Annotated in this window: 14 protein-coding genes; 12 read left to right on the top strand and 2 right to left on the bottom strand. The window is 48.5% G+C overall.

Going from position 1 to position 17,712, the window contains the following annotated elements:
• Window positions 1-41: 41 nt before the first annotated feature.
• The 6 genes from madL to ACO08K_RS15095 all read left to right on the top strand — a co-directional run bounded on the left by madL (window position 42) and on the right by ACO08K_RS15095 (window position 7,627).
• Window positions 42-404, top strand: coding sequence for a malonate transporter subunit MadL (gene madL, locus ACO08K_RS15120; protein ID WP_421797243.1), 363 nt, complete (start codon window positions 42-44; stop codon window positions 402-404).
• Window positions 405-407: 3 nt separating this feature from the next.
• A complete protein-coding gene (gene madM / locus ACO08K_RS15115) occupies window positions 408-1,169 on the top strand; it encodes a malonate transporter subunit MadM (protein ID WP_421797242.1) in 762 nt (253 codons plus the stop codon).
• Between the two features lie 174 nt (window positions 1,170-1,343).
• Window positions 1,344-2,924 (top strand): peptide chain release factor 3, encoded by a 1,581-nt coding sequence (locus tag ACO08K_RS15110; RefSeq protein ID WP_421797241.1) that lies wholly within the window; start codon window positions 1,344-1,346, stop codon window positions 2,922-2,924.
• Between the two features lie 81 nt (window positions 2,925-3,005).
• The gene (locus ACO08K_RS15105) at window positions 3,006-4,358 is read left to right on the top strand and encodes an alpha-L-fucosidase (RefSeq protein WP_421797240.1); all 1,353 of its coding nucleotides are present in this window, start codon (window positions 3,006-3,008) and stop codon (window positions 4,356-4,358) included.
• Between the two features lie 83 nt (window positions 4,359-4,441).
• Window positions 4,442-6,073 carry a M28 family peptidase gene (locus ACO08K_RS15100; protein ID WP_421797239.1) on the top strand — a complete coding sequence of 544 codons (1,632 nt, stop codon included), beginning with the start codon at window positions 4,442-4,444 and terminating at the stop codon, window positions 6,071-6,073.
• A 27-nt stretch (window positions 6,074-6,100) separates the two neighbouring features.
• Window positions 6,101-7,627 (top strand): serine hydrolase, encoded by a 1,527-nt coding sequence (locus ACO08K_RS15095; RefSeq protein ID WP_421797238.1) that lies wholly within the window; start codon window positions 6,101-6,103, stop codon window positions 7,625-7,627.
• 67 nt (window positions 7,628-7,694) lie between these two features.
• Here ACO08K_RS15095 and ACO08K_RS15090 read toward each other — a convergent pair whose 3' ends face one another.
• Together ACO08K_RS15090 and xerD are read right to left on the bottom strand one after the other, a co-directional pair.
• Entirely contained in the window at window positions 7,695-7,946 is a 252-nt protein-coding gene (locus tag ACO08K_RS15090) for a GlsB/YeaQ/YmgE family stress response membrane protein (protein WP_421797237.1), read from the bottom strand.
• Window positions 7,947-8,078: 132 nt separating this feature from the next.
• Window positions 8,079-8,999 carry a site-specific tyrosine recombinase XerD gene (gene xerD / locus ACO08K_RS15085; RefSeq protein ID WP_421797236.1) on the bottom strand — a complete coding sequence of 307 codons (921 nt, stop codon included), beginning with the start codon at window positions 8,997-8,999 and terminating at the stop codon, window positions 8,079-8,081.
• Window positions 9,000-9,205: 206 nt separating this feature from the next.
• On the opposite strand from xerD, the gene ACO08K_RS15080 reads away from it, so the two are divergent.
• From ACO08K_RS15080 to ACO08K_RS15055, 6 genes are all read left to right on the top strand, one after another.
• On the top strand, window positions 9,206-9,739 hold the full coding sequence (locus tag ACO08K_RS15080) for an RNA polymerase sigma factor (protein WP_421797235.1): 534 nt from the start codon (window positions 9,206-9,208) through the stop codon (window positions 9,737-9,739).
• Window positions 9,740-9,979: 240 nt separating this feature from the next.
• Window positions 9,980-11,731 carry a peptidase domain-containing ABC transporter gene (locus ACO08K_RS15075; RefSeq protein WP_421797234.1) on the top strand — a complete coding sequence of 584 codons (1,752 nt, stop codon included), beginning with the start codon at window positions 9,980-9,982 and terminating at the stop codon, window positions 11,729-11,731.
• Window positions 11,732-11,830: 99 nt separating this feature from the next.
• The gene (locus tag ACO08K_RS15070) at window positions 11,831-13,210 is read left to right on the top strand and encodes an HlyD family secretion protein (RefSeq protein ID WP_421797233.1); all 1,380 of its coding nucleotides are present in this window, start codon (window positions 11,831-11,833) and stop codon (window positions 13,208-13,210) included.
• 1 nt (window position 13,211) lies between these two features.
• Window positions 13,212-14,651: a TolC family protein gene (locus tag ACO08K_RS15065; RefSeq protein WP_421797232.1), complete on the top strand. Its 1,440-nt coding sequence runs from the start codon at window positions 13,212-13,214 to the stop codon at window positions 14,649-14,651.
• Between the two features lie 93 nt (window positions 14,652-14,744).
• A complete protein-coding gene (locus tag ACO08K_RS15060) occupies window positions 14,745-15,116 on the top strand; it encodes a BlaI/MecI/CopY family transcriptional regulator (RefSeq protein WP_421797231.1) in 372 nt (123 codons plus the stop codon).
• A gap of 202 nt (window positions 15,117-15,318) precedes the next feature.
• Window positions 15,319-17,577, top strand: a complete 2,259-nt coding sequence (locus ACO08K_RS15055) for a TonB family protein (protein WP_421797230.1) — start codon at window positions 15,319-15,321, stop codon at window positions 17,575-17,577.
• Window positions 17,578-17,712 lie beyond the last annotated feature (135 nt).

Genomic DNA, 17,712 nt, shown 5'->3' with positions numbered 1-17,712 from the left:
TCAAGGGTTTAGTCCTATTTTCCCATCCAAATTTCATCGTCATGCTCATTAGAGGAGTTGCACTACTTGCAGCCTGTTATGTCATCGGACAACTAATCGGAGAAACCCTGGGGCGCTTGCTCCGCATCGATGCCAATGTCGGCGGCGTTGGTTTCGCAATGCTCTTGCTCATTTTATCTCAAAACTGGCTGGAACAACGCGGGCGTTTTCACCTGGAAATGCAGGAAGGTGTGGTGTTTTGGAGTAAAATGTACTTGCCTGTCATCGTGGCCATGTCGGCTACGCAGAACGCCAAACTTGCCTTGTCGAGTGGATTGGTGGCGCTATTGGCCGGAATCGTGCCCGTACTTGTATGTCTGGCTACCATGCCTCTGATCTCCAAACTCAACCCCAAACCCGAATAAACGATGGAATACATTACTACAGTTTTGGTCAAAAATAGCCTCATTGTGGCGTTTTTGCTGACGGGTTTGCTGATGATTGCGGCAGAGTATTTGTCCAAAATTTTGACGAATAAAAAAATCCCTGGCTCGGCCATTGCCATTTTTAGTGGGCTGGTCCTGGCTTATTTTGCCGGAGTAGCAACGGGTGGCAGCAAAGGGATTGCCGATATCAAAGTTTTGTCGGGTTTTGAACTGATGGGTGGGGCGATGTTCCGCGACTTTACCATTGTTTCTACGGCGATGGGGGTTAGTTTTGGCATCATCAAAAAAACGGGTTTGGCAGGGGTGGTTTCGCTTCTGATTGGAGTGATATTGTCCTTTTTTGCGGGGGCACTGATTGCTATTGCGATGGGGTATCAGGATGCTGCGAGCATCACCACCATTGGCGCCGGAGCCTGTACATTTGTGGTGGGGCCGGTGACTGGTACGGCGGTTGGAGCGGCTTCGGATGTGGTCGCAATCAGCATTGCCGCAGGAGTAGTGAAGTCTATTTTGGTAACGATTGGTACCCCTTTGATCGCTCGTTTCATTGGACTGAATTCGCCCCAGGCAGCGATGATTTACGGTGGTTTGATGGGTACGACGAGTGGAGTAGCCGCCGGACTAGGTGCTACAGATCCAAAACTGGTGCCTTATGGGGCGATGACGGCCACGTTTTATACGGGATTGGGGTGTTTGTTATGCCCTTCGGCACTGTTTTTATTGGTAAAAGTGTTTTTCCCTTAACTCCACAATACTTTGACGCAAAAAATTACTTCCCGATTTTTTTAGAGGCTTTTGAATAGGAAGCTCACTTGAAATGAAGCGTTCGACTTCCTAATCAAAAGCCAAATCGGGAAGTTAATTTTTCTGCGGTACTCGCCTATTTTTATTACTTTTGCGCTCCGAAAATCGTTGTGCATGAGTTTTGTAGAAGAATTAAAAAAGCGCCGCACTTTTGGCATCATCAGTCACCCGGATGCCGGTAAAACTACGCTGACCGAAAAATTGCTGCTCTTCGGGGGAGCCATTCAGGTAGCTGGTGCGGTGAAGTCCAACAAAATCAAAAAAGCGGCCACTTCCGACTTCATGGAAATTGAGCGGCAACGGGGTATCTCCGTGGCCACTTCTGTGATGGCCTTCGATTATCGCGGCCTTAAAATCAACATTCTGGATACCCCCGGTCACGAAGACTTTGCGGAAGACACCTACCGCACCCTTACTGCCGTGGATAGCGTGATTGTGGTCATCGACGTGGCCAAAGGTGTGGAGCCCCAAACCGAAAAACTCGTGCGGGTCTGCCGCATGCGTAACACCCCCATCATCGTGTTCATCAACAAGTTGGACCGCGAAGGGAAAGAAGCTTTTGACCTGCTGGACGAGGTGGAGTCCAAACTCGGTCTGAGTGTAACCCCCTTGAGCTGGCCCATTGGCATGGGTAGCCGCTTCAAAGGGGTGTACAGCATTTACGAAAAAAACCTGATTCTCTTTCAGCCCCACGGCAAGCAGGAGGAAGAAGAAGTCATCAGCATCACCAATCTAGATGACCAAAGACTGGACAAAGAAGTAGGCGCGGATATGGCCAAAACCTTGCGCGAAGAAACCGAAGTCATTCAGGATTTGTACCCTGAATTTGACCAGGAGTACTACCTCGCCGGAGAACTTTCACCGGTATTTTTTGGCTCGGCGGTCAACAACTTTGGGGTGCGTGAATTGCTGGATTGTTTTGTAGAAATTGCTCCCGAGCCGCTGCCCCGCGAAACCGAAGAGCGCCCCGTCAACCCAGCCGAAGATCAATTCAGTGGATTTATTTTTAAAATCCACGCCAATATGGACCCCAACCACCGCGACCGGATTGCCTTTTTGCGCATCTGTTCCGGCAAGTTTGAGCGCAATACCAACTACCTGCATGTTCGCCAGAACAAAAAGATGAAGTTTGCGAACCCCACTTCCTTTATGGCAGCCAAAAAAACGGTCATCGACGAGGCTTTCCCCGGCGACGTGATTGGGTTGTACGATTCCGGGAACTTCAAAATTGGCGATGCACTGACCAATGGCGAAGTGCTACACTTCAAGGGTATTCCCAGTTTTTCTCCCGAGCAATTCCGCTTTGTCAACAACGCCGACCCACTCAAAACCAAACAATTGGCAAAAGGACTGGATCAGCTCATGGACGAAGGGGTGGCGCAAATGTTCACCCGTGATACCGACGGGCGACGCATCATTGGCACGGTAGGCGCCCTACAATTTGAAGTCATCCAGTACCGTCTGGAACATGAATATGGGGCCAAAGTGACCTATGAACCCGCCTCGCTGCGCAAAGCTTGCTGGATTTCCTGTCCCGATGAAGTGGCCTTGAAAGAATTTATCGCCCGCCGCAAAAAAGACCTGGCTCACGATACCGAAGGTAAATTGGTCTTTATGGCCGAGTCGGAATGGTCCTTGAAGATGGTACAGGAGAACCACCCGAAGGTGCAATTTCACTTTACGAGTGAGTTTTAGAATTGCTTTAGGTTTAAGCGCTTGTTGAAATGTTTATTTTGCAGCCCAAACACTTCAACAAACGTTTAAACCAAATTATTCATGGTCCACAAGTTTCTTTGTTTCGCTCTGATGCTGTTGGGCAGCCAGGCCTTCGCCCAAAACCTGCCCAAACCCAGCCCGGCCCAGCTCGCCTGGCAACAACTGGAAACCACCGCTTTCCTGCACTTTACCGTCAACACCTACACCGACAAGGAATGGGGTGATGGCACCGAAAGCCCCAGCATTTTCAACCCAGTCAAATTTGACGCCAATCAATGGGTCAGTGCGCTCAAAGCTGGGGGCTTCAAAATGTGCATCATCACCGCCAAGCACCACGATGGTTTCTGCCTTTGGCCTTCCAAATACACGGACCACTCTGTCAAAAACAGCCCCTGGAAAAACGGCCAGGGCGACATCGTCAAAGAAGTGGCCGACGCCTGTCGAGCCCAAGGCCTCAAGTTTGGTTTTTACCTCTCCCCCTGGGACCAGCATGAAAAAACCTACGGCACGAATCAATACAATGATTTTTATAAAAACCAGTTGCGCGAATTGTTGAGCAATTATGGTGTAGTACATGAGGTGTGGTTTGACGGCGCCAGGGGGCCAAATGCCAAAGACATGCAATACGATTTCAAAGGCTTTTGGAGTCTGGTAAAAGAACTTCAACCTCAGGCCGTGTGTTTCTCGGATGCAGGTCCTGGTGTACGATGGGTAGGCAATGAGTCGGGCAATGCGGGCGAAACTTGCTGGTCGACCATCAGCACCACGGGCATGGCACCTGGCGTAGCAGACTCCAAATACCTCAACACTGGTGATGAAAAAGGCACAGAATGGATCCCTGCTGAAACAGATGTATCCATTCGTCCAGGTTGGTTTTATCACCCCAAAGAAGATGATAAAGTGCGTTCACCCCAAAACCTGGTGAACCTGTACTACCAATCCGTTGGCCGCAACAGCCTGTTGCTCCTCAACGTGCCACCCAACCGCGAAGGGCTGCTTTGCCCGCAGGATGTAGCTGCCATCGCGGAATTTCGCAACATCCTGAACGAGACCTTCAAAACCAATCTCGCCAAATCCGGCAAAAACAAAAAACTGGTCGACAACAAACTCAGCACCTGGATCAACGCTCCGGAAAAAGCGGTCATCGAAATCAATTTGCCCAAAGCAGTTGCTTTCGACCGTTTTATGGTGCAAGAAAACATCGCCGAAGGCCAGCGCATCGCCGAAGCTCAACTGGAATATTGGGATGGCAGCAGCTGGAAGTTGATCAAAAACTTCACGACGGTGGGGTACAAACGGCTCTTGCGTTTTGAAGTGGTTACTGCCTCCAAATTGCGGCTGACGGTATTGCGGGCTCTTGCGCCTGCACAAATTGCGGAGGTAGGCGTGTACAAGGCCTCGATGAAGGAATAGTAAAAAGCCCCATATTAGGCACTAGTCAGTCGATTCATTCGGCATTTTTCGTTACCTTACCCTCGCTCAAAACCACATAAAACATGATTCACCGTAGCCTGAGTATTTTACTGAGTAGCCTGCTGGTTACCGCCTGTTTGGGCCAAAGCAGTTTGCCCAAACACTTGAAAAAACCGCTGGACAAAGTATCCGCAGAGGCCCTCAAAAGCCACATCGCCTACTTGGCCGACAACCGCATGAAGGGCCGTTTGCCGGGTACCCCTGAATTTGATTTGGCTGGCCAATACGTGGAGGCTGAATTCAAAAAACTGGGTCTGGAACCCGCTGGCGAAAATGGTACTTACCGCCAAAAAGTAGTCATCCGTACCGCCAAAACCATCCCGGAGCAAAACAGCATCCATTACCATTCTGCCACCCAGCATATGGATTTGGAATATGGCAAGGACTACACCGTGCAAGCTGATTTCAATGTGGCTCGGAATCAGATCGAAGCCCCCTTGGTTTTTGCTGGCTATGGCATTTCAGCTCCCAAACTCAAGCACGATGACTATGCAGGCCTGGATGTAAAAGGTAAAATTGTGATCCTGCTCAGTCGGGTGCCAGAAAACAAGTTTGGCAGCACTGAAACCGCCCACCTGGCTACTAATCGTGCTAAAGTTGATATGGCCTACAAGCAAGGCGCAGTGGGTGTTTTTGTCCTTCCTTCACCCACGGTAGGTGGCCCGCAAGGTGGCCCTGGATCGGTGCGTGGGGTGGTATTGCCCAACGGAAAAGCCGAAGGCAGGGGAGTCAATCCCTACCCTTCAATCAAAGTGGTAGGGACTTTGACCTGGACGGGTTTGGGTAAATTGATGGGTAAACCCGAATTGAGCAGCCGTGAATTGGCCGCTTTGTTGTACAACCCCAGCGCACCAGTGGTCATTCCTGGTACCGCCCGCATCCAAACAGGTACGGTATACGAACACCTGGAAAGTTTTAACGTAGTAGGCAAAATTCCAGGCTCCGATCCGGTACTCAAGGACGAATACGTGGTGCACACCGCTCATCTCGATCACGTCGGGATTGGCCGTCCGGTCAATGGGGACTCCATTTACAACGGCGCCCACGACAACGCATCGGGAGTAGCCAGTTTGCTGGAAATTGCCAAAACCTACCAGAACCTGAAAAAAGAACGCCCCAAACGTTCGGTACTGATTGTAATGGTTACTGGTGAAGAAATGGGCTTGCTGGGTTCCACCTATTTTGCCAATAACCCAACAGTGCCGAAGGAAAAAATCGTGGCGGATGTGAATACCGATATGCCGACTATCCTGGCCCCCTTGTTGGGCGTAGTGCCACTTGGTGCAGAACATTCCACATTGATGGCTACAGTGCAAAAGGCGGCAGGCTATCTGGGTCTGGAAGTGATGCAGGATCATATGCCAACTGAAGTACGTTTTGTGCGCAGCGACCAGTACAGTTTTGTCTTGCAAGGTATTCCAGCGCTGCACATCAAATATGGCCTCAAAACCAGTGACCCTAATTTTGATCTGGATGGTTTGATCAAGGATTTTACCAAAAACAACTACCACAAACCATCGGATGAGCTCAATGAGTCTTTCAATTTTGAAGCGGGCCGCACCTATGTTAAACTCAATTTTTTGATCAGTTACCTGGTTGCCAATGCAACAGAACGTCCGACTTGGAAGCCTGAGAGTATTTTTGCCACCAATTAATTGCTATCCTTATAAAGTATAGAAGCCATGCATAAAATCACTATGCTGCTCCTGGTGCTTTTCCACACCTTGCTGGCTTGCGCCCAAGTGGATGTAACTGCACTGGATCAATATTTTCAACAAGCCCAAAAAGACTGGAACGTACCTGGATTGTCAATTGCTGTAGTAAAAGATGGCAAAGTGGTGCTGGCCAAAGGTTATGGCGTTTTGGAGAAAGGCAAAACCACCAAAGCGGACGAAAACAGCCTGTATGCCATTGCCTCCAATACCAAAGCTTTTGTCTCAGCCTCCATCGGCATCCTGGTCGAAGAAGGAAAACTCAATTGGGATGACCCTGTGCAAAAATACCTGCCCTATTTTGAACTCTATGACCCTTACGTCAGCAAACGTACTACTGTGCGTGACCTGCTCTGCCACCGGGTGGGTTTGGGCACTTACAGCGGCGATGCCATTTGGTACAAAACGAATTACAACGCTGAGGGGGTAGTCAAACGAGTCAAATATTTGCCCTCTGCTTACGAATTTCGGGCGGGTTACGGATATACGAACCTGATGTTTATTGCTGCGGGTGAAGTGATCCGGGCCGCGAGTGGTCAGCCTTGGGATGTGTTTGTGAAAGAACGCATTTTCAAGCCCCTTGGCATGGCGCGTAGCCAAACCAGCACCAGCGCTCTGAGTAACCTGAGCAATGTAGCCATGCCGCACAAGAGCATCTATGGCCCCGCTGAGCCGATTCCGTATGCAGGTTGGGACAACATGGGCGCCGCCGGAGGCATCATCTCCAGCGTGAGCGACATGGCCAAATGGCTGAACTTACAACTCAATCAAGGGAAATACGAAGGCAAAACCATCTTCAGCGCCCAAACGCAGGAAACCTTCTGGACGATGCACAATAGCTTTCGGGTTTCGGCAGCCCAAAAACAACGCTATTTCAAACGGCATTTTTCGGGCTATGCTCTGGGCTGGAGCATTGCCGACTATGGCGGCAGGGTAGTATTGTCACACGGTGGCGGCTACGATGGCATGTACTCTCAGGTGATGATGGTGCCCGAAGAAAAGCTGGGCATCGTGGTGCTCACCAATAGTATGACCGGGATCAGCCCCAATCTCTGTCAATACGTGGTGGATCGTTACCTGAACTTGCCGCTGAAAGACTGGAGCAAGGAGGGTATTCCCGGTGAATTGCAACACCAAGCCGAGCGTCGCAAAATGGTAGAAACCCGCAAAGCAGCGCAGGTTAAAAACACTTCACCTGGCTTGCCCGCGAGCGCACTGATTGGCCAATACCATGACCCCTTGTACGGTACGCTTGAAGTGAAATTGGGGGCCAATCAACAGTTGGAATTACACTTCCCGCACGGCCCACAATTGGATGCGGTACTCAGCCATTGGCACTACGATACTTACGAAATCAAATGGAAGCAGAACCACGCCTGGTACGATTTTGGCACGCTGCAATTTGTGACGGATAACAATCGGAAGGTGGTCGGCATTGAATTTGATGTGCCGAATGAGGATATCTTTTTTGAGGAGATACACGCGAAAAAACAATGACATCGTACGGGCGGCCCTACGTGGCCGCCCATTTTGCGGGGGCGATCACTTAGGATCGCCCCTACCATTATCGTCCTCTAAACAATCCTGCCACAAAAAGCAGCACAACTGCCCCAATGACCGATTGAATGATGGTATTCACGGTAGCGCTACCGACATTTAAAGAAATGTTGAGCAAGCCCAATACCCAGCCGCCAACAAAAGAACCGACAATACCCAGAATAATGTTCCATAAAAGGCCGAAGCCGCCGCCTTTCATGATTTGGCCAGCCAACCAGCCAGAAACGGCACCGATAATGAGAATGTAAATGATGGTCATAAGGAATTGGTTTTTTTGATGATTGAAATCTAAGTGCGACAAAAAAAGAACATTTATTTTTGCCTCACTACTAAGGACTGAATTGTGCTTCAAGATAATAGAATTCTCTTTACCACCAATAATGAAGTGCTTTTAATGTTGTTTGTTCCTCGGATGGTACCTCAATACTGTCTCCCGTAAATAATCCGTATCCAGATGTGTATAAATCTCCGTTGTCAAAATCGACTCGTGCCCCAGCATATCCTGGATCGCCTTCAAGTCTGCCCCGCCTTCCAATAAATGCGTCGCAAAGGAATGCCGAAAAGTATGTGGGCTCACTTCCTGCGCAATTTCCGCCAGGGCGGCCGCTTCTTTGACAATCAAAAAAACCATCACCCGACTCAGCCTGGCCCCACGTCGATTGAGGAAAACGTAGTTTTCGTGCCCTTTTTTAATGCTGGGCATTTGCAGGCGCACACTATCCAGGTAAAAGCGCAGGTGTTTGATGGCATCGGCGCCGATGGGAATGATCCGTTCCTTGTTGCCTTTACCGATGATGCGAATGAACTCAATATCCAGAAACAGGTTGGACAGGCGCAAATCACACAACTCGCTCACCCGCAGTCCGCAGGCGTATAAGAGTTCCAGGATGGCGCGATTGCGCAAGCCAAGGGGCGTACTCAAATCAATGGTAGCCAGCATGGCCTGTATTTCTTCGTAACTCAATACGGATGGAATCGCACGTTGCAGTCTTGGCCCTTCCAATAAAGCGGTAGGGTCATTCAGAACACCCCCTTCCAACAGGAGGTATTTGTAAAAAGTTTTGAGCGCCGAAATCAAGCGTGCCTGCGAGGGGGCACTGAGCCCCAGGTCGTTCAGCGACATCAGAAACTGAAACAAATCCTCCGTTTGTATTTCGCTGGGGGGCACCTTCCGATCCTGCAAAAGCAAGTATTCCGCCAATTTCCCCAGATCGCGTTTATAGGCTTCAATGGTATTGGGCGATAAACTTCGTTCCAACAGCAAGAAGGCTTCAAAGCCACGAATCCAGGGAGACCATAATTTATTTTCCATTGGGATAAAGGTAAAACGAGTGTGGTGAAAACGACTACTCCAATGGCTCTTTTTTATTTGGCTCAAAATCAGCTCTTTGTAATTACAGTAATGTTTTTGTTTAATTTTTTTCTAAAAAAACTTCCACAAAGACTTGCACAATGAACAAGGAGCAGCTATCTTTGTTGATAGTAATACTATTATTTAAAGTAGTAAAAACTCAAGCCATGTCCACGATCGAATTTTCAACTCAGTTTGACCGTTTGCGCAGAACGTTGTTCTCCTTTGCCCTTAACCTGACCAAGGACGAAGAATCCGCCCGTGATTTGGTGCAAGAAACTGCATTTAAAGCTTTTAAATATCGGGATCGGTACGAACCCCAGACCAATTTGCGCGCCTGGCTGATGACCATTATGCGCAATTCTTTCATCAACGAGTACCGCAAGCGCAAGCGCCGCCAAACGCTCAATGACAATACATCCAACGATTACCTCCTGGATTCAGGCCATCAATCAGTGAGCAATCAGGGTGAATCTACTGTAATGCAGGAGGAAATCATTAAGGTGGTAAACACCCTGGAGGACTGGGTGCGCATTCCCTTCCTGATGCATTTCCAAGGATTTAAGTACGAGGAAATTGCCGATGAACTGGAGGTGCCGCTGGGTACCATCAAAAGTAGGATTTTCTTTGCCCGCCAAAAATTGCAGGCGCAAATGCGGAGATTGTATACTGCTAAACAAATTGAGGATATTTTGAGTTAAGTAACGCAGCTAAATTAACTCCCTGTTTTGAGTTTTGAATAGGAAATCGAGTGGTTCATCTCAAGTGAGCTTTCTATTCAAAACCCAAAACCGGGAAGCAATTTTTTGCGTTATAATCAAGGGGCGATAAAAAATAAGTGCTCATTTTGCCCCACTGCTAAATAAAAAAATAATCAAGTTTTTTTGCTCGATCACACGCGTGGTAAGCATTGTGACCTTAATCTAAAAATTTAAATGTGAATGGCTGGTAACTCCAATATCCATCCTCTAAAGCGTTTTTTCCAATTGTTACGGCTAGACCGCAAAGACATCTACTACATTTACCTCAATTCCATCTTTGCTGGTCTGATTGGCCTGATTCTCCCCCTGGGGGTACAGGCGATCATTGGGTTCATCAGCGGTGGAGATTTTTCGGCGGCGCTTTGGATTTTGATCGCCGTAGTCACCATGGGCACCGCCCTGACAGGCATCATCAAAATAATGCAAATTACCATCACCGAAACCCTACAACGACGGGTTTTTGTGCGCAGTTCTTTTGATTTTTCATTCCGTTTGCCCCGCTTGAAGGTGGATTCGCTGACGCGTTTTTATCCCCCGGAGCTAGTGAATCGATTTTTTGATACCTTAAATTTACAGAAGGGCCTCCCTAAAATATTGATTGACTTTTCAGAAGCGATTTTGAACATCATTTTTGGAGTCATTCTAATGGCCTTTTATCATTCATTCTTTGCTTTTTTTGGGGTATTTCTTGCCCTCCTGCTTTTTTTGGTCTATCGTTTTACGGGGCCAAGGGGCTTGTCTACCAGTTTGAGCGAATCCAAGTACAAATATGAGGTGGTATATTGGTTGGAGGAGATGGCTCGTTCCCTGAGTACCTTCAAAATGGCGGGTTATTCGCCCTATCCGCTGCGCCGTACCGATGGACTGGTCACCAAATACCTCGACAATCGTGCCGAGCACTTCAAAATTTTACGCTTTCAATACGGGGTCATCGTTGGATTCAAGGTAATCATTACTTTTGCCCTCCTGGCTTTGGGCAGTTACTTGGTCATCAACAACCAAATGACCATTGGCCAATTCGTAGCTGCTGAAATTGTGGTCATCATTGTAATTAGCAACGTAGAAAAACTGATCCTCACGATGGAGGTAATTTACGACGTGCTGACCGCATTAGACAAATTGGGCTTTGTGACCGATTTGCCAGTAGAAAAACCGGATGGCCTGCGGTTTCATCAAATTGACCGCCACAACCAACCTCTACACTTGCAGGTTGAAAACCTCAGTTTCAGGTTTGAAGATTCTGATAAACAAACCCTCTCCGGCGTAACCTTCGAAGTAAAGCCCGGCGAAAGGGTCTGTATTGCTGGCACGCAGAGTTCAGGAAAAAGCACCCTGTTGCAACTCATTGCAGGACTTTATTCCGAGTTTGAAGGGAGCCTTGCCTACAATGGCTTTCCCCTCAAAAGCCTGGACTTGTGTAGCCTGCGTGGCAGCATCGGGGACTACATCAACGAATCCAATATTTTTAAGGGTTCAATCCTCGAAAACATCAACCTGGGTAACCCCGATACTCCACTCGAAGACATCGTTGGGTTGGCAGAAGAGCTGGGCATTGCGGCTTACATCCGCAACCTCCCTCATGGTTATGACACGCAGTTGTTGCCCGAAGGGCGCAACATTCCACATACCATACGCACCAAGCTCATTCTACTTCGCTCGGTGGTTACCAAGCCCAAATTGCTCCTTGCCGAAGACTTTTTCAAAAGCTTGGAATCAAAAGACCGCGACTTCATCGCTTCCTTCATCACACGCCGCGATGCGCCCTGGACGCTGTTGGCTGTATCCACCGATCCGGTAGTCGCCACACAATGCGACCGCATCCTACTGATGGAGAATGGTCAGATTGTCGCTGAAGGCACCTGGAATTCGCTGCAGGGCCATCCGCTGTTTGAATCGACTTTCCGGAGTAAAGAAATTGAATTATTGGGTTGAGAAGGTTGAGGCTTCCGCGGTGATCTGGTCACTGAGCGAAGCCGAAGTGCACAGATCACTGCGGAAGCCTCAACCTTCTCAACCCCTCAACTAAAGACCATGCTCAACATATCACCAGATTCAATCTCTCATCAAATTCCTCAGGACAAGTACAAGTCCTTTGAAAAAACTTCACTCTCCAGTGCCAACGTGATGTTTGCGCGTTGGATGGGCGGACTTTTTATTGCGGCCATAATCTTTTTATTCTTACCCTGGACCCAAAACATCCAATCCAAAGGTAAGGTCACTACTCTGCGGCCAGAACACCGCCCTCAAACCGTACAATCCACCATTGCCGGGCAAATTGAACGCTGGTATGTGCGAGAGGGGGATACCATCAGCAAAGGGGACACTATCTTGCACTTAACGGAAATCAAATCCGACTATTTCGACCCACAAATTGTGGAACGCACCCAAAAGCAGGTCAATGCCAAAACAGGCTCCATTGGCGCTTACCAACGCAAGGCCAATGCCCTTAGTGAGCAAATCAGCGCTTATCAGGAAGAACTGATCCAAAAGCGCAACCAACTGCAGAACAAGGTGCAGCAATCCCGACTCAAAATCATCACCGATAGCATCGCCTTTCGACGGGCTATACTGGATGACTCCATTGCAAGGGTGCAACTCGCCCGTACCGATGCCTTGTACAGGGAGGGCATCAAGCCGCGCACCGAGGTAGAAGACAAACGCTTCAAAGTACAAGAAACCGAGGCCAAAGTGGTGGATGCGCGCAACAAGGTGAACATCGCCCGCCAGGAGCTGCAAATCGTGCGCACAGAATTACGGCAGGTGATGGCTGAAACTGCCCAAAAAATTGCCAAAGCCGAGTCGGACATTGCCAGCGCACTATCCGAACAATTCTCTACCGAAGCAGACGTCAGCAAACTCTCGATCCAGGTAGAAAACTACCGCCAGCGCAATGCCTTTTACTATGTGCTGGCACCTCAGGATGGGGTGGTAGCGAAAGCGCTGCAGGCCGGGATTGGTGAAAACATCAAAGAAGGCGAAGCCATCCTCAGTATTTTACCCAAACAGTATACCCTGGCGGTGGAAATGTATGTCAAACCCTTGGATTATCCTCTGGTCAACCTGGGCCAGGAAGTACGCTTTTTGTTTGATGGCTGGCCCGCCATCGTTTTTTCAGGTTGGCCGGGTTTTTCTTTCGGGACGTTTAAAGGTAAGATCGTTGCCATTGACAACATCATTAGTGACAATGGTAAGTACCGCATTTTAATCGCTCCCGACGAGAGGGATGGAAAAAAATGGCCCACAGCCTTGCGCCCAGGCTCGGGTGCTCAAGGCATTGCCCTTTTGCAAAATGTACCTTTGTGGTACGAATTGTGGCGTCAGCTCAATGGTTTCCCGCCCAATTATTACCAAAAGGAAGAAGGGAAATCGGAAGAACCCAAATTGAAGGCACCTGTTAAGAGCTTAAAATAAAATGAGACCTTATTTGACTTTGTGTGTTTTGTTGGTGGTTATGGGACCATTGTATGGAGCTCAAAATGATACGGTTCCTGTATTGCCCTTTAGCCAATTTTTAGGCAATATCAAACAAGAGCACCCCATTGCCCGGAATGCTGACTTGTTGCTTCGCCAGGCGGAAGCCCAAGTTCGCCAGGCGCGTGGAGCTTTTGATCCCAAGCTGTTTTCTGACTGGCAGCAAAAATCCTTTGACGGAACCCGATACTACCGAATTGGAGAGGTGGGTGCCAAAGTTACCACTCAATGGGGCGTGGAATTCAAAGGTGCTTTTAACAGTGCCGGGGGCACTTATTTGAATGCTGAAAATAGACTCCCTGACCCTGGTCAGGCTGTGTTGGGGCTCACCGTGCCTCTACTAAATGGCCTGTTGTTTGATGGCAATCGGGCTGGTCTGCAAAATGCGCAATTGGATCGGGAGGGCCTGGCCGCAGAGCGACAGGGTTTGTTCAACGACTTACTTCTGCAAGCGGGTATTACCTACATAAATTGGGCCATTGCCTACAACCAGTGGCGCGTTACGGAGCAAGCGTACCAACTATCGCTGACCCGCTTTCGGGGGATTCGAGCCAGTTATTTTTTGGGAGACAAACCAGGCGTGGATACCATCGAAACCTTTACCCAGGTGCAAAACTGGCAGCTGGAACTCAATGATGCCTTGGTTACTTACCGCAACGCCACTTTGAGCATGCAGGCTTTGCAGTGGAATCAGGGGCGAGCTCCCGCGATCGGTGAAAGCTGGAATTGGCAGCCCGTTCCTTTGCAGGATGTGGTGCAATTGCCCAGCCTGCCACTTGATTCTTTCACTCAACAACTGGCCCTTCAACACCCAGATTTACGGGTTCTCCAGGTTGATTTGCGCCAACTGGAGGTCGACCGCCGCCTGGCCGCTGAGCAATTCAAGCCGCGTTTGGATGTGAGTTACAATTTCCTTGGCCGGGGTTTTGACTTTACTGCTCCTACCAAAGAAGATCCGAGCTTGACGCTGACTGAAGCGCTGGGAACCAACTTCAAGTGGGGGCTCAATTTTTCTTTTCCCCTTTTCCTGCGCAAAGAGCGGGGTAAAATGGAATTGGTACAAATCAAACAACAACAAACCAGCAATAAACTGGAGCAAAAACGGATTGAAATCGAAAATAAAGTCCGTGGGTATTACAACGACTTGGAAAACAGCCGCAATCAAATCCAACGCTACCAGGTACTGCTGCGCAATTTGCAAACCTTGCTCCAGGCCGAACAACGCAAGTTTGAAGTAGGGGAGAGTTCGATTTTTTTGATCAATAGCCGCGAGCAAAAATTGATTGAAACCCAATTGAAATTCAACAAATTACAAGGAGAGTTTGCGAAAGATTTACTGTCGGTATATTGGTCAGCCGGGCAATTGAACCGTGTATTTTAATCTATAACTAAAAAATACGTCAAAAAAGTAGACCTAATAGTTGTTTAACTAAAAAATACGTTATACATTTGAACCAACAAGTTTATTATCGATATGAAACAGTTGACCAAAGCCGAAGAAGAATTGATGCAGATCATGTGGGATTTGGGCCCTTGCACCGTTGCCGCCATGCGTGACTATATTGCCGGGCAGGAAGGCCAGGAAAAACCCCCCCACAGTACTGTTTCGACCATCGTGCGCATTTTGGAAGAAAAAGGATTTGTGGGCCACAAGGCTTATGGTCGCACCTATGAGTATTTCCCCTTGGTTTCCAAAGATCAATACGGCAAACAAAGTTTGAACAAGTTGGTCAATGACTATTTCGCTGGCTCTACCCTGGATCTCGTTTCGTTTTTGGTCAAAGAAAAGAATCTGGGCATCAAAGATTTATCCGACTTAATGGAGGTGTTGGATACCGACGAATAATCGTACACCAAAATACATGCCTTGTGCATCTATTCATTTGGCTGCGATTGCAAGCCCAGGATAACTATGTCCCTTAGGAATTGAACCGGGAAATTTTTTGTTGATCTTTTAGGGCGAAAAAATAAGTGTTCATTTTGCCAAAGGATTAGATAAGTAAACGCTTCATTTAAAGTGTCTTATCTAATCCTTTGGCTCAAGAAAAATGAACACTTATTTTGCCCAATATACACCGATCATCGCGATGAACTACCTACTCAAAGTCGCCATTTGCTGGCTGGTATTTTATGTGTTGTACCGCTTGATTTTGGAAAAAACGACCTTTTTCAAACTCAATCGAGCCTATTTATTGATCACCCTACTGTTGGGGCTGGTGGTGCCCATGGTGCGCATTTCCCTGGGTGCCCCAGCCGACCCAATTGAGGACAGCAATTGGCTACCTGAAGTGGTAGTCCGGGCCAACAACCTGGTCAACCAGCCCTACACCCTGCCCGAAATCACCATCCAGGTGCCGACCAGCGCGGCCTGGGACATCTGGCCCTGGTTGTATTGGGGGGGCGTAGCTTACTGTTTATTGCGCTTTTTGGTGGGGCTGTTTCAATTGTACCGCATTTATCGTTGGGGAAACAAACAAGCGATGGGCAAGTATACCCTGGTGTACAGTGAGGAGGTGAAAGCACCGTTTTCCTTTATGCGTTGCCTGTTTTGGCCCGCCGAACTTGAAGATGAAAACCTCGAACGCGAGTACATGTTGCGCCACGAGGAAACCCATATCCTGCAATACCACACGCTGGACGTACTGTTCAGCGAAATCATCAAAGCCATTTGTTGGTTCAACCCATTGGCTTACCGCTATTCCCAGGCATTAAGAGACGTGCACGAATATTTGGCCGATGCGGCGGTGCTTCAAAACGCCAACCGCAAACAATACGGCCACCTCTTGATCAGGCAATCCTTGTCCGGACCTTCGATTGCCCTCGTAAACCATTTTTCTACATCTCAACTCAAAAAACGTATTCACATGATGATGCGCAAAAAAACAGAGGGCCGGGCACAATTGCGCTATGCGCTAAGCTTGCCGCTGCTGGTTGGACTGGGCTTTTTGTTTGCCCAAATCAACATTGAGGCCCAAGTGCCCACCACTTCGCAAAATTCCACCCTGCCACCGCCGCCGCCCATGATGGTGCCAACTGTGGTTGAAAAAGGTAAGGTAGAACAACCCATTCACAGCAACCTGTCCAAGGAAGTGGTGATTCGTAGAGACACCATACCCAACTCGGTCAAAGAAGTGGTAGTAACGGGTTATCCATTCAAAGCCATTCCTGAGAAAGCAATTGTAGTGGAAGGTTTTCCCTTGCAACCCAATCAGGTGAAAGAAGTAGTGGTTCAAGGATATGCCTTAAATCCCCAAGCTCCTCAAGAAGTTGTAGTTGCTGGCTATCCATCCAGAGCCAATACTGCGAAAGAGCTCGTAGTCGTAGGTTACCCTTCCCGGCGAGACTCCGTCCCAGCTACCGTTTTTAAAATAGTAGAAAAAATGCCAGAGTATCCCGGTGGTATGGATGATTTGATTAAGTTTTTATCACAAAACGTGCGTTACCCGGAAGCAGCTAAGAAAGAAAACATCCAGGGCATGGTCGTGGTACAATTCATCATCGATAAGGATGGTACGATCAGAGATCCTCATGTTGTACAGGGTATCGGTGGTGGTGCCAATGAAGAAGCACTGCGGGTAGTGAAGATGATGCCCAAATGGAAGCCCGGCCTGCAGAAAGGACAGGCCGTAAATGTACAGTTCAACCTGCCGATCCGCTTTATGTTGGAAGGTGAAGCCGCTGATAAAAAGGGTGAAGCAACCAAAGAGGTTTTCAAGGTAGTGGATCGGATGCCTGCTTATGAGGATGGCCAGGAAGGCTTACTTCAATTTCTGGCAAAAAACATCAAATACCCCACAGTTGCCAAAGAAAATGGCGTAGAAGGGATGGTCGTTGTACAATTTATCATTGAAACAGATGGCCGAGTAAGCGGAGCAAAGGTGGTAAAGGGCATTGGAGCTGGTTGTGATGAGGAAGCCCTGCGTGTTGTCCAACTTACCCGCTGGACACCTGGTATGCAGAACAATAAGGTCGTCCCTGTCCAATTCAACCTCCCCATTCGTTTTAAATTGGAGGATAAGAAGCCTACCTTATTGCCTACCAACACAAATCTCCTCAAAGTGCAGGATTTCAAAGCCTCGCCCAACCCCAGCAAAGGGCTCTTCAACCTGAGCTTCCGTGCGGAGGGTAAGGCAACCAACATTGAAGTATACAATATGGCCGGACAGCGGGTTTACCAGCAGTCGCTCACCAAGTTTGACGGTACCTACAATGGTCAAATCGACCTGAGCAAAGAGCCCAAAGGGGAGTACCTGCTGCGGATTACTCAAGGTAGCGAGCAATACAGCCAGAAGGTGTTGAAGCAATAAATAAAGCTTTCAGAAATAGCGAAATGAGGCAATTATTTTCCCTCCAATCAAAGCAAATGTAGTATGAAAATAGTTGCCTCATTTTTACTCTGCCTGTTGGCGCTGGCGACCCAGACACAAACAAAATTGGTCCGA

Origin of the sequence: Haliscomenobacter sp. (assembly GCF_965225875.1) — a bacterium.
In the GTDB taxonomy this organism is placed as follows: domain Bacteria; phylum Bacteroidota; class Bacteroidia; order Chitinophagales; family Saprospiraceae; genus Haliscomenobacter.
Note: the sequence above shows the minus strand (reverse complement) of the source record. Positions and strands in the feature narration are given on the sequence as shown.

Bases quoted from the DNA above. Each gene is read 5' to 3' on its own strand.
- madL (WP_421797243.1), top strand. From the start codon at position 42: ATGCTCATTAGAGGAGTTGCACTACTTGCAGCCTGTTATGTCATCGGA.
- madM (WP_421797242.1), top strand. From the start codon at position 408: ATGGAATACATTACTACAGTTTTGGTCAAAAATAGCCTCATTGTGGCG.
- ACO08K_RS15110 (WP_421797241.1), top strand. From the start codon at position 1,344: ATGAGTTTTGTAGAAGAATTAAAAAAGCGCCGCACTTTTGGCATCATC.
- ACO08K_RS15105 (WP_421797240.1), top strand. From the start codon at position 3,006: ATGGTCCACAAGTTTCTTTGTTTCGCTCTGATGCTGTTGGGCAGCCAG.
- ACO08K_RS15100 (WP_421797239.1), top strand. From the start codon at position 4,442: ATGATTCACCGTAGCCTGAGTATTTTACTGAGTAGCCTGCTGGTTACC.
- ACO08K_RS15095 (WP_421797238.1), top strand. From the start codon at position 6,101: ATGCATAAAATCACTATGCTGCTCCTGGTGCTTTTCCACACCTTGCTG.
- ACO08K_RS15090 (WP_421797237.1), bottom strand. From the start codon at position 7,946: ATGACCATCATTTACATTCTCATTATCGGTGCCGTTTCTGGCTGGTTG.
- xerD (WP_421797236.1), bottom strand. From the start codon at position 8,999: ATGGAAAATAAATTATGGTCTCCCTGGATTCGTGGCTTTGAAGCCTTC.
- ACO08K_RS15080 (WP_421797235.1), top strand. From the start codon at position 9,206: ATGTCCACGATCGAATTTTCAACTCAGTTTGACCGTTTGCGCAGAACG.
- ACO08K_RS15075 (WP_421797234.1), top strand. From the start codon at position 9,980: ATGGCTGGTAACTCCAATATCCATCCTCTAAAGCGTTTTTTCCAATTG.
- ACO08K_RS15070 (WP_421797233.1), top strand. From the start codon at position 11,831: ATGCTCAACATATCACCAGATTCAATCTCTCATCAAATTCCTCAGGAC.
- ACO08K_RS15065 (WP_421797232.1), top strand. From the start codon at position 13,212: ATGAGACCTTATTTGACTTTGTGTGTTTTGTTGGTGGTTATGGGACCA.
- ACO08K_RS15060 (WP_421797231.1), top strand. From the start codon at position 14,745: ATGAAACAGTTGACCAAAGCCGAAGAAGAATTGATGCAGATCATGTGG.
- ACO08K_RS15055 (WP_421797230.1), top strand. From the start codon at position 15,319: ATGAACACTTATTTTGCCCAATATACACCGATCATCGCGATGAACTAC.